12 protein-coding genes are annotated in these 14,330 nt (G+C 72.8%); 6 read left to right on the forward strand and 6 right to left on the reverse strand.

Annotated features, from left to right (window positions below; translation table 11 throughout):
• Positions 1-128 precede the first annotated feature (128 nt).
• Positions 129-3,380 (forward strand): tetratricopeptide repeat protein, encoded by a 3,252-nt coding sequence (locus OG386_RS17990; RefSeq protein WP_328789014.1) that lies wholly within the window; start codon positions 129-131, stop codon positions 3,378-3,380.
• 574 nt (positions 3,381-3,954) lie between these two features.
• Here OG386_RS17990 and OG386_RS17995 read toward each other — a convergent pair.
• Together OG386_RS17995 and mca are read right to left on the reverse strand one after the other, a co-directional pair.
• Entirely contained in the window at positions 3,955-4,188 is a 234-nt protein-coding gene (locus tag OG386_RS17995; RefSeq protein ID WP_328789015.1) for a hypothetical protein, read from the reverse strand.
• Positions 4,189-4,190: 2 nt separating this feature from the next.
• The gene (gene mca / locus OG386_RS18000) at positions 4,191-5,072 is read right to left on the reverse strand and encodes a mycothiol conjugate amidase Mca (protein ID WP_328789016.1); all 882 of its coding nucleotides are present in this window, start codon (positions 5,070-5,072) and stop codon (positions 4,191-4,193) included.
• 107 nt (positions 5,073-5,179) lie between these two features.
• Between mca and OG386_RS18005 the strand changes: the two genes are divergently transcribed.
• Positions 5,180-5,593 (forward strand): DUF4307 domain-containing protein, encoded by a 414-nt coding sequence (locus OG386_RS18005; protein ID WP_328789017.1) that lies wholly within the window; start codon positions 5,180-5,182, stop codon positions 5,591-5,593.
• A gap of 169 nt (positions 5,594-5,762) precedes the next feature.
• Complete coding sequence (greA, locus tag OG386_RS18010; protein ID WP_030009952.1) at positions 5,763-6,260, forward strand: transcription elongation factor GreA; 498 nt, start codon at positions 5,763-5,765, stop codon at positions 6,258-6,260.
• A 156-nt stretch (positions 6,261-6,416) separates the two neighbouring features.
• On the opposite strand, the gene OG386_RS18015 is transcribed toward greA, so the two are convergent.
• From OG386_RS18015 to ilvA, 3 genes are all read right to left on the reverse strand, one after another.
• The gene (locus tag OG386_RS18015; protein WP_327383576.1) at positions 6,417-7,292 is read right to left on the reverse strand and encodes an ABC transporter permease; all 876 of its coding nucleotides are present in this window, start codon (positions 7,290-7,292) and stop codon (positions 6,417-6,419) included.
• The gene (locus OG386_RS18020; protein ID WP_328789018.1) at positions 7,289-8,323 is read right to left on the reverse strand and encodes an ATP-binding cassette domain-containing protein; all 1,035 of its coding nucleotides are present in this window, start codon (positions 8,321-8,323) and stop codon (positions 7,289-7,291) included. The genes OG386_RS18015 and OG386_RS18020 overlap by 4 nt, the downstream gene beginning before the upstream one ends.
• Before the next feature lie 203 nt (positions 8,324-8,526).
• On the reverse strand, positions 8,527-9,759 hold the full coding sequence (ilvA, locus tag OG386_RS18025) for a threonine ammonia-lyase (RefSeq protein ID WP_328789019.1): 1,233 nt from the start codon (positions 9,757-9,759) through the stop codon (positions 8,527-8,529).
• A 173-nt stretch (positions 9,760-9,932) separates the two neighbouring features.
• Between ilvA and OG386_RS18030 the strand changes: the two genes are divergently transcribed.
• Positions 9,933-10,454 (forward strand): MarR family winged helix-turn-helix transcriptional regulator, encoded by a 522-nt coding sequence (locus tag OG386_RS18030; protein ID WP_327383581.1) that lies wholly within the window; start codon positions 9,933-9,935, stop codon positions 10,452-10,454.
• A gap of 57 nt (positions 10,455-10,511) precedes the next feature.
• Positions 10,512-10,934: a sigma factor-like helix-turn-helix DNA-binding protein gene (locus OG386_RS18035; RefSeq protein ID WP_443053178.1), complete on the forward strand. Its 423-nt coding sequence runs from the start codon at positions 10,512-10,514 to the stop codon at positions 10,932-10,934.
• A gap of 930 nt (positions 10,935-11,864) precedes the next feature.
• Here the strand turns inward: OG386_RS18035 and OG386_RS18040 are convergent.
• Positions 11,865-13,022 carry a cystathionine gamma-synthase gene (locus OG386_RS18040; RefSeq protein ID WP_327383584.1) on the reverse strand — a complete coding sequence of 386 codons (1,158 nt, stop codon included), beginning with the start codon at positions 13,020-13,022 and terminating at the stop codon, positions 11,865-11,867.
• A gap of 74 nt (positions 13,023-13,096) precedes the next feature.
• Here OG386_RS18040 and OG386_RS18045 point away from each other — a divergent pair, with 74 nt between their 5' ends.
• On the forward strand, positions 13,097-14,203 hold the full coding sequence (locus tag OG386_RS18045; protein WP_328789021.1) for a hypothetical protein: 1,107 nt from the start codon (positions 13,097-13,099) through the stop codon (positions 14,201-14,203).
• The last annotated feature ends 127 nt before the right edge of the window (positions 14,204-14,330 follow it).

Genomic DNA, 14,330 nt, shown 5'->3' on the forward strand with positions numbered 1-14,330 from the left:
ACTGATTCCGACCCGACTGTAGGAGAGAGTGCGCAGTTCCCTCTGAACTAGCTCAGATTCCCTCGCGCTCGGCGGAGTCCCGCAGGACACTTGGGGCTCGTTGCCGGAGCTCTCTGAGGGGGATGCCGATGCGGGACAGCCATCGCGGTGAGGCCGAGCGGCTGTTGGAGCGGGCCGTGGACGACGCGGCGCAGCGGGGACCGGGTGCGGGCATCGACCGGGCGACGCTGCTGGCTCGGGGCCGGGAGGCGTTGGACGCGCTCGCCGCGAGTGCGGCGCCGGAGTACGAGGCGTACGTGCGGGCTCTGGACGAGTCGGCGGCCGGGGACCAGTCGCTCGGCGAGGCCTTCCGGCGGGGCGACCATTCCACGGCGTTGCTGGTGACGGCGGTTGCGGCGGCCACGGCCGTGGGCGCGGACCTGTCGCTGGGTGTCGCGGCCGGTACGGCGCTGACCGCGGGGGCCGTGGTGGGGATCTCCGGGGCGGTGGCGACGGTGGTGAAGGTGACGGCGCTGCACCTGCCGGCCGCGAACCGGCGGGCCGGGGAGCGGGGCCGGCCGGGCGGGCCGGAACAGTTGAGGCTGCAGTGGCTGTCGGCGCTGGAGGTGCGCGGGATACGGCCGTTCCTGGAGCAGCAGCGTGCGGTGGCCGCGGCGGCCCGGGCGGCCCGGCCCGCCGCGGCCCGGCCGGCGGCGCGGCCCGCTCCGCGGTTGCGGGGTACGGACCGCAGCGCGGAGGCGCGGCGGCGCAATGCGCTGGAGCATTCCTTCGGGCAGCTGCCGGCTCCGGCGGAGGTGTTCGTGGGGCGGCGGTCCGAGCTGACGCGGATCGCGCAGTGGGTGCAGGCGGCCCGGGCCAGTACGGAGACCCGGCCGGTGGTGGTGGTGCTGCACGGTGAGCCGGGGGTGGGCCGTACGGCGCTGGCGCTGCGGGCGGCGCACGGTCTGCGGGACCAGTTCCGGGGCGCGTGCGTGGTGGACCTGCGGGGCGGTTCGGCCGGGGAGGCGTCCGGGGAGGCGCCGCTGGCCACCCGGGAGGCGCTGCTGCACCTGATGAACCGGCTGGGGGCGCCCCGCGAGCAGTTGCTGTTCCGCGAGGGCGCGTCGGCGGAGCAGCAGGTGCGGCGCCTGGGCGAGCTGTACCACCAGCACCTGCAGGGGCTGCCGGTGACGGTGCTGCTGGACGACGCGGTGGACGCGGCGCAGGTGCGGATGCTGGTTCCGGAGCGTTCCGAGAGCCTGGTCCTGGTGACGGCACGGGAGCCGTTGGAGCTGCCGGCGGATCTGGCGGCGTGGGTGTACCAGCTGCCGGTGGATCGGTTGGCTCCGCAGGAGGGGGCGGAGCTGCTCCGGGCGCCGCAGCCGGGCGTGGCGGGGCTGGCGGGGCTGGCGGAGGAGGACGTGGCCGCGGTGGTGGAGCTGAGCGGCGGGCTGCCGCTCGCCCTGCGGCTGCTGGCTCCGCTGGCGGGCGGGGGCCGGGCCCTGGCCGACGGCGAGGCGGCGCACCCGGTGGAGGCGGCGCTGCGGGCGGCGGACGCACGGCTGGCCGAGCCGGCCCGGCAGCTGCTGCGGCGGTTGCCGCTGGCCGGGCGGGCGTCGCTGGGTGGTGCGGCGGCGGCCGCGCTGGCGGACGTACCGGAGGCGGCGGCGCTGCGCACGCTGGAGGAGCTGTGGGAGGCCGGTCTGATCGAGCGGGTGCGCGGCCAGCGGTTCCGGATGCACGACGCGGTGCGTGCGTACGCGGCGGCGCGGTCGGCGGCGGACGAGGACCGGGCGCAGGCCGCGGCGGCGCACGAGCGGCTGATCCGCGATTACGCGCGGCTCGCGGACTCGGTGATCCGGATGGTCGACGGGAAGATGTCGACGCGGGCGAACACGTTCCTCAAGGGGCCCGTCGGGGGGCACGGTTTCACCTCGCTGGACGCGGCGCTGCGCTGGCTGGACGACGAGTCGAGCTTCATCACGGCGGCGCTGCGGCATTCGGAGGGGGTGGATCAGCAGGCGGTACTGGATCTGCTGGGTGCGCTGTGCGATTTCTGTCTGCTGCGCGGGGACCTGTACCGGCTGGGTGAGATCGATGAGCTGACGCAGGTGGTGGCGGCGGGCCAGAACGGGCTGAAGGGGCAGCAGGGGCGGCTGGTGCGGTCGGTGCAGTGGCGTACGGGCATCGCGGCGCGCCAGCTGGGCGAGCTGGACAAGGCCCGCACCACGCTGGCCTCGGTGGTGGACCAGTACATGGAGGCCGATCAGGAGGCGGCGGCCGCGATGGCGCTGGTCTCGCTCGGGATCACGTTGCACCACCAGGGCAATCTTCCGGAGGCGGCGGTCCGCATCCTGGAGGCGCTGGTGCTGCAGGAGCCGCCGGAGCTGGCGGGTGACCGGGCGTGGGGGCTGCACGCGCTGGCGGCGGTGGAGCGGGACCGGGCGCGGTTGGCGGAGGCGGCGCGGCTGCTGGAGACCTCCCTGGCCCTGCACCGGGAGAGCGAGAGCGTGCACGGGGAGGCGTGGGCGCACTTCCAGCTGGGTCAGGTGCACCTGCGGTTCGGGGACGTGGAGCGGGCGGAGGTCGAGCTGCGGCTGGCCCTGGACCTGTACGGGCGGACCCGCGACGACCGCGGTGAGGCCTGGGCCCTGACGCAGCTGGGCCGGGCCCGGGTGGTGGACGGGGATCCGGGGCCGGCGGTGGACGGGCTGCGGGAGGCGCTGGCGCGGCACCGGGAGGCGGAGGACGCGCGGGGGGAGGCGTGGACGCAGTACTACCTCGGGCAGGCGCTGGAGGTGGGCGGCGATCGCGACGAGGCGGTGCGGGAGCTGGAACGGGCGCGGACGATGTTCTCGCGGATGCGGGACGTGTACGGGCTCGCGTACGCCCGCCACCATTCGGGCCGGGTGACGCGGGACCAGCGGGCGGCGCAGACCGGCAACCTGCGGAACTCCGGCTTCGCCCGTCAGCTGCTGGTCGACGCTCGGGCGGATTTCCGGCGGATCGGACTGGCGCACGGCGAGGCGTGGACGTGTCTGGAGCTGGCGGTGATCGACGCGGGCAACGGCCGGCTGTCGCAGGCGCTGGGGCTGTGCGAGGAGGCGGTGCGGCTGTTCATCGCGTACGGGGACCGGCGCGGGGAGGACTGGGCGCGGTTCCTGCGGTGCACGATGCTGCCGTACGCGGTGCCGGCGGCGCCGGAGGAAGCGCGGGCGGAGCTGGAGCGCCTGGCGCAGGCGCCGCATCCGGCGCGGGACGGCCGGCTGGAGGACTGCCTGGAGACCTACGGGGTGGTCCTGGGCCGAGGCGTGGATCCGGCGGAGGGCTGGCAGGCGTGGCGGCTCGGCCTGGTCCCGAACCTGCACTCGCGGGAGGTCATGGGGGTCCCGCGGGCCTGACGCGGGGCGTCGGCGCCCCAGAGGCGGGGCGGCTCCGCGGCGGCCCCCAGCGACCGGAAGCGGGCGGCGGCAAGGCCGCAAACGGCCGGCGAAAGCCGGAGCCCGGCCGAAGCCGAAGGCCACCGGGCCGGAAGGCCGGAAGGCCGGAAGGCCGGAAGGCCGGAAGGCCGGAAGGCCGGAAGGCCGGAAGGCCGGAAGCGGGGCTGAGGTGGGGCTGAGGTGGGGCTGAGGTGGGGGAAGCGGCGGAAAGCGCACCGCGGCGGACCCGGCAGCCGGCTCGCGCCGGAATCGCGCACGTGCGAAGCCCCCGCCCCACCGGTTTCCCGGTCGGGGCGGGGGCACGCACGCGAAGGTCCTGCGGGCCAGTTCCGACCCCAGTCCGGAGGCAGCCGGCGCGGCGGCGCGCACCCGAACGTCCTGCCGGACCGGCCCTACGGCCCCGGTGCCGTCCGCGCCGCAAGCAGCCCGCGCGGCAGCATGCACGCCAAGGTCCCGCCGGCCATCCCTACGGGCCCCCGGCGCCATCCGCGCCGGAGGCGGCGGCACGCCGAGGCCCTGCCGGACCGTGCCGGCCCTACGGGGCCCGGGTGCCGTCCGCGCCGGAGGCGGCCGGGGCGGCCGGCTCCGGGGCCTCCTCGAAGTTCACGCGGCCCATGTGCCGGTTCATGGACTTCATCAGGGCCCACACGCCGACGGCGAGGGCCGCGAACACGATGAAGCCGAGGAGGCCGGGCGTCACCTTGTTCTTGTCGAAGGTGTCACCCGCCAGCGGAAGGAGCTGGGTCAGTGCTGCCTGCGTAGCGCTCATAGCTACGCATTCTCCCGGATGCCCGCGAAGAGGTCGGACTCGGGGAGGGAAGTGTCGACGAGCGACTTGGCGAGCTCGTACTCCTCCGTGGGCCAGACCTCCTTCTGGATGTCCATCGGGACGCGGAACCAGCCGCCGTCCGGGTCGATCTGGGTGGCGTGCGCGATGAGCGCCTTGTCACGGATCTCGAAGAAGTCGGCGCAGGGCACGTGCGTGGTCAGGGTCCGCTCCTTGCGCTCGAACTCCTTCCACCGCTCCAGCCACTCCCCGTACGGGGACTCCATGCCGCGCGCGAGCAGCGCCTCGTGGAGGGCGATGGTGCGCGGCTTGTTGAAGCCCTGGTTGTAGTACAGCTTCTGCGGCTGGTAGGCCGGGCCGTACTCGCCCTCCGGGTACTTCTCGGTGTCGGCCGCGCTCTCGAAGGCCAGCATGGAGATCGTGTGGGTCATGATGTGGTCGGGGTGCGGGTAGCCCCCGTTCTCGTCGTAGGTCGTGATGACCTGCGGCTTGAAGGCGCGGATCTTCTTCACCAGCTCGCCGGCGGCCTCGTGGACGTCCGCGAGCGCGAAGCAGCCCTCGGGCAGCGGCGGCAGCGGGTCGCCCTCGGGGAGGCCGGAGTCCACGTAGCCGAGCCATTCCTGCTCGATGCCGAGGATGTCGCGCGCCTCGTCCATCTCCTTGGCGCGGACCTCGTGGATGTTCTCCTCGATGTACTTGTCGCCCTGGAGCTTGGGGTTCAGGACCGAGCCGCGCTCGCCACCGGTGCAGGTGACGACCAGCACGGGAATCCCCTCGGACACGTACTTGGCCATGGTGGCCGCGCCCTTGCTCGACTCGTCGTCGGGGTGGGCGTGGACGGCCATCAGTCGAAGCTGCTCGGTCAAAACAGGATCCTCTGCGATTCGGCGCGACACTCAGCTCCTATAGTGACCGAACCGGGGGGCGGAAAATTCCAGGGGTGACCCAGCCGTCCCCGGCGAGAGGAACGATCATGAGCGCGGTGCGCGAGGGACTGCCCGAGGGCCGGTACGGCCGATCGGCGGACGAGCGTACGGACCGGAAGCTCAAGATCATCGGATCGCTGCTGGGTGTGGCGCTGCTGGGCGTGATCGGCTGGATCGGCTGGGGCTACGTAGCGGGACAGAGCGTGAGCGCCGAAGTGATCAAGTTCCAGGTGATTTCGGACACCGAGGTGAAGGTGCACCTGGAGGTCCGCAAGGAGTCCTCCGCCACCGGGGTCTGTTCCCTGAGCTCCCAGGACAAGGAACACGCCGAGGTGGGCCGCGCGGACTTCACCTTCGCGCAGAACCGGTCTCGGGTGGACGAGATCGTCACCCTGAAGACCACGAGCCGGGCGACGATGATCGAGCTGATCGGCTGCCAGCCGGCGCCTTCCGCCCGCTGAGATCCGACGAGATCCGAAGGGATCCGACGAGGTCCGGAAGAGGATTGAAGTCGCGTCCCACGAGGCAATGAGCCTCTGGGGTCCTCCCCCTTTTCTTCCCGAATTGTTAGGCTCGTGGTTTCGTCCGCCGCTGGCGGCCAGTAGTCCCCTGTACCGACGAGGAGCACCCGTGACCCAGACGAGCGAAAGCGTCACCTGGCTGACCCAGGCGGCGTACGACCAGCTGAAGGCGGAGCTGGACTACCTCTCTGGTCCCGCCCGCACGGAGATCGCCACGAAGATCGCAGCCGCCCGCGAGGAGGGCGACCTGCGTGAGAACGGTGGTTACCACGCGGCGAAGGAAGAGCAGGGCAAGCAGGAGCTCCGGGTCCGCCAGCTCACGCAGCTCCTGGAGAACGCCAAGGTCGGCACCGCGCCCGCGTCCGACGGCGTGGTGGCCCCCGGCACGCTCGTCAAGATCGCCTTCGACGGCGACGAGGACGACACCATGGAGTTCCTGCTCGCCTCGCGCGAGTACGCGTCCTCGGACTTCGAGACGTACTCCCCCCAGTCCCCGCTGGGCAGCGGCGTGCTGGGCAAGGCGATCGGCGAGGACGCCGAGTACGAGCTGCCGAACGGCAAGAAGGCCTCGGTCAAGATCCTGGACGTCAAGCCCTTCACCGGCTGATCACCCTCGGTCACCGTTTTCTTCCTGACCTGACCGACAACGCGCGATGCCCGGCCGGACCCTTCCGGCCGGGCATCGCGCGTTGCTGTCGGTACGGGCGTCCGGCGTGCCGGCGTCCCCGCGTCCGGCGTCCGGCGTCCAGCGCCCGTACGGGCCCTACGCGGTCGCCGAGCGGTACTTGCGCACCGACAGGGACCGGAAGACCACGACGATCAGCACCGACCAGAGGATGGACGCCGTGATCGGGTGCTGCATGGGCCAGGCGTCCGGGACCGGATAGCCCTCCGGAAGGTTCCCGAAGAGCTCGCGGGCCGCCTGCACGGTGGCGCTGAACGGGTTCCACTCCGCGATGGTGCGCAGGAAGGGCGGCATGTTCTCGGCGGGGACGAAGGCGTTCGAGATGAACGTCAGCGGGAAGAGCCAGATCAGCCCGCCCGAGGTGGCCGCTTCGGGGGTGCGCACCGACAGCCCGATCAGGGCGCCGATCCAGGAGAAGGCGTAGCCGAGCAGGAGCAGCAGGCCGAAGCCGGCGAGGACCTCGCCGAGGCTGGTGTGGGTGCGCCAGCCGACGAGGAGGGCCACGATCGCCAGGATGATCAGGGTGAACGTGGTCTGGACGAGGTCGGCGAGGGTGCGGCCGGTGAGGACCGCGCCGCGCGCCATGGGCAGGGAGCGGAAGCGGTCGATCAGGCCCTTGTGCATGTCGTCCGCGATGCCCGCGCCCGCGCCGGCGGTGGCGAAGGTGACGGTCTGGGCGAAGATGCCGGCCATCAGGAACTCGCGGTAGGCGGCGGGTGAGGTGCTGCCGCCGACGCTGATCGAGCCGCCGAAGACGTAGCTGAACAAGACGACGAACATGACCGGCTGGATCACACCGAAGATGATCATCTCGGGGATCCGGGACATCCGGATCAGGTTGCGCTTGGCGATCACGAGGGAGTCGTTCACGCTCTGGACGGCACCGCCGCGCGGACGCGGCGCCGCGAGTTCGCGGTTCGGGGAGGCGCCCGGGGTCGGGGAGGTGAGGGTCACTTCGCCGCCTCCTTGCGGGCCGCCTTGCGGCCCTTGGTCCCGGGACCGGCCGGCGCGTCGCCGCTCTCGTCGCCGTTCTCGTCGGCGTCCCGTTCGGCGGCGTGCCCGGTCAGGGAGATGAACACGTCGTCGAGGGTGGGGCGGCGCAGGCCTATGTCGTCGATCTCGATGCCCCGGCCGTCGAGTTCGCGGATGACCTCGGCGAGCAGCTTGGCGCCGCCGGAGACGGGCACGGTCAGTTTGCGGGTGTGCTCCTCGACCGTGGCCTCGCCCTTGCCGAAGCCGGCGAGCACCTCGCGCGCGGTGGTGATGTGCTGCCGCTCGTGGACGACGACCTCCACGCGCTCGCCGCCGGTACGGGCCTTGAGCTGGTCGGAGGTGCCGCGGGCGATGACCTTGCCGTGGTCGACCACGCAGATGTCGTGCGCGAGGTGGTCGGCCTCCTCCAGGTACTGGGTGGTGAGGAGCAGGGTGGTGCCGCCGGCGACCAGTTCCTGGATGATGCCCCACAGCTGCTGGCGGTTGCGGGGGTCGAGCCCGGTGGTCGGCTCGTCCATGAACATCACGGGCGGGCTGACGACGAGGGCGGCCGCGAGGTCCAGGCGCCTGCGCATGCCGCCGGAGTACGTCTTGGCCGTGCGGTCCGCGGCGTCGGAGAGGTTGAAGCGTTCGAGGAGTTCGGTGGCCCGGGCTTTGGCCGCCCTGGCCTTCATCTGGTAGAGCTGGCCGACCATCTGGAGGTTCTCGCGGCCGGTCAGGTACTCGTCGACGGCCGCGAACTGGCCGGAGAGGCCGATGGCGCGGCGGACTTCGTTGGGGTGCCTGAGCACGTCCACGCCGGCGACGACGGCCTTGCCGCTGTCGGGCCGCAGGAGCGTGGTCAGGACGCGTACGGTCGTGGTCTTGCCCGCACCGTTCGGGCCGAGCAGACCCAGGACGGTGCCTTCGGGAACGTCGAGGTCCACGCCGTCGAGAGCCCGTACGTCGCCGAAGGTCTTGACCAGACCTTCGGCGTAGATAGCGCCTGGCATATGGATTCTCCCAGTGAATCGGGCCAGTAGAATCAAGCTATTCAGGGCATTTCTACGCAAATCCTATGGGTGCCGGGCAGGTCCTGCTCGGCCGAACGGGGGATGTCCGGGCGGTCGGATACGGCAGGCACGGCAAGGAAGGGCAGGGCAAGGCCGGGGACGACCGCGGACGCCGGACGCCGCGGACGGCCGGGGACGCCTCCCTAGCTCATCACCTTGTATCCCGCGCCGTGCAGGGAACGCGCGACTTCGGCGCAGTGCTCCGGACCCTTCGTCTCCAGCTGCAGCTCCACCTCCACCTCCGTGAGCCCCAGCCGCGGGTCCGTCCGCACGTGGCTCACGTCCAACACGTTCGCATCCACCACTGACAACACCGCCAGGAGCCCGGCCAGGGCCCCCGGCCGGTCGGCCACGCGCAGCCGCAGGGAGAGGTAGCGGCCCGCCGCGGCCATGCCGTGCCGCAGGATCCGCTGGAGCAGCAGGGGATCGACGTTGCCGCCGGACAGGACGGCCACCACCGGGCCGCCGCCGTACAGTTCGGGCTCGCTGAGCAGGGCCGCCACCGTGCTGCACCCGGCCGGTTCGACCACCAGCTTGGCCCGCTCCAGGCAGAGCAGCAGGGCACTGGAGAGGGCGTCCTCGGAGACCGTGCGCACGTGGTCGACGAGCTCGCCGATGATGTTGAAGGGGACGTCTCCGGGGCGGCCGACCTTGATCCCGTCGGCCATCGTGTTCGGCTCGTCGATCGAGATCGGATGTCCGGCCTTGAGTGAGGGCGGATAGGCGGCCGCGCCCGCCGCCTGCACCCCGATGACCCGCACGTCCGGCCGCAGCGCCTTCACGGCGACCGCGACACCGGCCGCGAGTCCGCCGCCGCCGATCCCGACGAGGATGGTCCGCACCTCCGGACACTGCTCTAGGATCTCCAGGCCGACCGTCCCCTGGCCCGCGATGATGTCGCGGTGGTCGAAGGGGTGGATGAACACCGCGCCGGTGCGGTCCGCGTACTCCTGGGCGGCCAGGAAGGTCTCGTCGACGACCTGCCCGTGCAGGCGCACGTCGGCGCCGTACTCCTGGGTCGCGGCCACCTTCGGCAGCGGCGCCCCGACCGGCATGAACACGGTCGAGCGGACCCCGAGGAGGGAGGAGGCCAGCGCCACGCCCTGCGCGTGGTTGCCCGCGCTCGCGGCGACGACACCGGCGGCCCGCTGCTCGGGGCGCAGGCCGGCGATGCGCACGTAGGCGCCGCGGAGCTTGAAGGAACCGGTGCGCTGGAGGTTCTCGCACTTGAGGTGGACCGGGGAGCCGGTGAGTGCGGAGAGGTGCCGACTGCCCTCCATGGCGGTGACCCGCGAGACGCCGGACAGCATCTTCTGGGCCCCCCGGACGTCGTCGAGGATGACCTGGGGGACGGGCTGGGGCACGCGGTAGTTCATGCCGCCAGTCTCGCAGGGCGTGCGGGAGGGGCGATATCTCGCCATCCGGGACACCCGCGGGGCGGGAGCCCCAACCGGCCGTACCAGTTCTCGTACGAGGCGTACGAGCCGCCGCACGGCCGCGTACTCTGTCCCCCATCCTTGTCGGACCCACGCGAAGAGAGCCCACGGCCATGCCTTCCACCTCGGCCAATTCCGATCTGCCCGCGGCGCCGGACGCGCCCGCCGGAGCCGGTCTCCTCGACGCGCTCCAGCACCAGGTGGCGGTCTTCGCCCGTCGTGCCGAGCAGACCCGTCTGGGCGGTGTGGGCCAGGCCCGCAACTCGATGGACCGCGCCGCCTACCTGCTGCTGAACCGGCTCGACCTGGAGGGCCCGATGGGCGTGAAGGCGCTCGCCGGCGGCATGGGGATCGACTCCTCCACGGTGACCCGACAGGTCGCGCCGCTGGTCGACAGCGGTCTGGTCAAGCGGACCTCGCACCCCGAAGACGGGCGGGCCGTGGTGCTCGCACTGTCCCCGCGGGGGCTGGCCCGGCTGGAAGAGGTCCGCTCCTCGCGGCGCGAGCTGATGGCGCGGGTGACGGAGGGCTGGAGCGAGGGCGAGCGGGAGTCCTTCACCGGTCTGCTGACGCGCTTCAACCTGTCGCTTTCGGAACTCATGGCGGCCGTGGCCGAAGCCGGTCCCGCCTCCTGAGCGGAGTCCGTCCGGCCTCTTGACCTGAGCCGCCCCGCTGCCCGCACTATGTGGACTATGCGGGTGGTTGATCAACAGGCGGGCTCCTACGGGGAGTTCGAAGCCTTCGTCGCGGGCGCGGCCGGGCGTCTCCTGCACGTCGCGCTCCTGCTGACCGGTGAACCGGAGTCGGCCCGGCGGCTGCTGGCGGGCGCGCTGGCCCGTACGTACGCGAACTGGCGGCGCCTGCGCGGGGACGACCCGTACGACTCCACCCGCCAGGAACTGTGCGCGGCCTTCGCCCGGACGGGCTGGCGCCATCACGGTGGCGCCGGGGTGCTGGCGCGGCTGAGCCCGCCGGAGCGGCTCGTCCTCGTCCTGCGGCTCTACGAAGGGGTCGCGGAGGAGGTCACGGCGGCGCAGCTCGGGATGCCGGTGGATCGGGTACGGATGCTGTGCAACCGGGCCGTGGCCACGCTGAGGAACCGGGAGGCGGCGTGAGCGGGCTCCCCGACCGGAAGGAAGCCCAGGTCAAACGGCTCCTGGAGGGACCGTACCCGCCGGTGCCGGCGGGGCTCGCGGCGGGTGCCGCGGCTCGGGGCGATCGGCTCATGCGCCGGCGGCGGGTGCTGCGGAGGTTAGGCTGGGCCGTGCTCTTCGCTGCCGCGGTGGCCTTCGTGGTGTGGGCCTCCCTGACCCGCCCGTGGCTCACCCCGCCGAGCGAAGTCTCCCCACCCCTCCAGGGCTGGTAGCCCCCATCCTCCCCGGCTCCGCCGGCCCCCTCCCGGCACCGCCGAGCCCACTCCAGCCCCGCCGGCCCCACCCGGGCCCGGGCGCCCCCCTTCCCGGCACCGCCGAGCCCATTCCAGCCCCGCCGGCGTTTGAGGCGCGGAGTCTGGGGCCGAGCCCCAGGAAACCCGGCTCCGCCGGACCCACCCCAACTACGCGGCACCGTTTCCGGCTCCGCCGAACCCACCCGGCCCCGCCGAGCCCACTCCAGCCCCGCCGGCGTTTGAGGCGCGGAGTCTGGGGCTGAGCCCCAGGAAACCCGGCTCCGCCGGGCACCGGGCTCCGCCCGGACCCTCCCCCAGCTATTGCTGGGAGGTGCCCCCTGCTCAAACGCCGGCGAGGCTGAATATGCCGGCCCAGCCGAGGCTGGAAGCGGGCCCACGCAGCTGGCTACGGCTCGGCGCAACTGGAAGGGGTGCCACACAGTCGGAATCGCTCGGCGGAGCCGGAATGAGGGCGGCCAGCCGGAATCGGTGCGGCAGAGCCGGGAGGGGGGCGCCGGGCCCGGATGGGGGCGACGGAACCGGAAGGGGCCGCCGAGCCCGGAGGGGGGCGACGCAGGCGAAAGGGGCCGCCGGGCCCGGCACGGGGCGGCGGAGCTGGAGGGGGCCGCCGGGCCCGGGTGGGGCCCGGCGGGGGGGGCTAGCCCAGGGCCTGGGTCAGGTCCGCCACGAGGTCGTCGGCGTTCTCGATGCCGACCGACAGGCGGATCAGGTCCGCCGGGACCTCCAGCGCCGAGCCGGCCACCGACGCGTGCGTCATGCGGCCCGGGTGCTCGATCAGGGACTCGACGCCGCCCAGGGACTCGGCCAGGGTGAAGATCTTGGTGCGGCCGCAGACCGCGACGGCCTCTTCCTCGCCACCGGCGACCTGGAAGGAGATCATGCCGCCGAAGTTGCGCATCTGCTTGGCCGCGACCTCGTGCCCCGGGTGCTCGGGCAGGCCCGGGTACAGGACGTTGGTGACCTTCGGGTGGCGCTTGAGCAGCTCGACGATCTTGCCCGCGTTCTCCGCGTGCCGGTCCATGCGCACGGCCAGGGTCTTGATGCCCCGCAGCACGACCCAGGAGTCGAACGGCCCGGCCACCGCGCCCATCGCGTTCTGGTGGTAGGCCAGCTCCTCGCCCAGCGCCGCGTCCGCGGCGACCAGCGCGCCGCCGACCACGTCGGAGTGCCCGCCCATGTACTTGGTCAGCGAGTGGACGACGACGTCCGCGCCCAGCGCCAGGGGCTGCTGGAGGTACGGCGAGGCGAAGGTGTTGTCCACGACCAGCTTGGCGCCGGCCGAGCGCGCGATGTCGGCGACCACGGCGATGTCGGTGATGCCGAGCAGCGGGTTGGAGGGGGTCTCGACCCAGATGACCTTCGTCTTCGGGGTGAGGGCCGCCCGTACCGACTCGGGGTCGGAGGTGTCGGCCACCGACCACTCCACGCCCCAGCGGGAGACGACCTTCGCGAAGAGGCGGAAGGTTCCGCCATAGGCGTCGTTCGGGATGACCACGTGGTCGCCCGGGGCGAGCAGCGTGCGCAGCAGGCAGTCCTCGGCGGCGAGTCCGGACGCGAAGGCGAGACCGCGACGGCCGCCCTCCAGCGCCGCGAGGTTCTCCTCCAGCGCGGTCCGGGTCGGGTTGGCGCTGCGGCTGTACTCGTAGCCGCCGCGGAGCCCTCCGACGCCGTCCTGCTTGTAGGTGGAAACCTGGTAGATCGGGGGCACGACCGCGCCGGTCAGCGGGTCCGCCGTATTGCCCGCGTGGATCGCGCGGGTCTCGAAGCTCTGGTGCTCGTGGCTGTCGTCGCTCATGGTCCGATGCTATGCCCGCCCCGTGCCGGGCCCCCTATTGGCCTGCTCCCCCCTCGGTCTGGTTCGCTGGAGGCATGGAGATTGTGTGGTTGGTGTTCGGGATGCTCATGATCGTGTTCGTGCTCAGTCCGTACCTACGGCGCCGGCGCGATGGCATCCGCCTGGTCGCGCCGGACAGCCCCGACGCCGCCGACCCGGCTAACTACGGATTCGACCGGGAGGAAGAGCTGGACATCCGCGTCCCCGGGCCCGACCAGGACCTGATGGCCGCCCTCGACAACGTGCGCCGCACCGGCGGGTGGCAGGCGGCCTCGCAGCTGCTCGCCGGGACCCCGCGGGAGGGCGAGCGGCGCTGGCAGCGCGTGCAGGCCTTCGGCGGGGCCGCGGCCCTGGAACTGCTGGCGCAGCCCGGGACGGGCGCTCAGTGGTTGAAGGCGTGGCGGCTGGAGGCGGAGGAGGACCCGGGCGGCGCGCAGGTGCACGCCGTGCTGCTGGTGCAGCAGGCGTGGCGGCGATCGGGCGGGGTCGGCTCGGAGGACCACCGGATCATCCTGGAGGAGGCCCGGGAAGCGTGCCGCAAGGCCGCGCTGCTGGCCCCGGAGGACCCGGTCCCGTACATCACCGAGCTGGCGATCGCGCGCGGACTGGCGTACCCGGAGGCGGAGTTCGACGAGCTGTGGGCGAAGGTCATCGACCGGGCCCCGGACCACATGGGCGCCCATCTCGCGGCGCTGCACTACTGGAGTGCGCAGTGGCACGGCTCGCGGGAGCAGGCCGACGCCTTCGCGCACGCGGCCGCGGCGCGCGCCCCGCAGGGATCGCTGCTGGCGGCCCTGCCGATGTTCGCGCTGCGCGAGAACCAGCCGGACATCGTGCTGAGCACGAACTTCTACCGGGGCGCGGTCGTCACGCGGGCGGTGGAGGGCGCGCTGTACGCGGTGCACACGGCGCGGCAGGACGACCCGATGGTGGCGCACGTGCGGCACATGCTGCTGATGTTCCTGGTCTGCATGGAGCGGTGGGCGGAGGCCATGGAGCAGGTGCGGCACGTGGACGGGTACGTGGGCGCGCTGCCGTGGTCGGAGGCGGCGAACCCGGCCGCCTCGTACGCGGTGTACCGGGCGTTGGCGGTGGCGGGGTACGAGGCGAACGGCGGGTCGCCGGCGACGCTGGCGCAGTAGCGTCCGGACGGGTCGCGGAGTGCCCCGCCGCGCCCCCACCCCACGGGATGGGCCGAAGCTTCGGCCAATAAAGTTGCCGTAAGTAATCACAGGCCGCATGATGCGGCGGTGGCGGCCTTCTGCCCTG

It is taken from the genome of Streptomyces sp. NBC_00273 (assembly GCF_036178145.1).
Classification (GTDB): domain Bacteria; phylum Actinomycetota; class Actinomycetes; order Streptomycetales; family Streptomycetaceae; genus Streptomyces.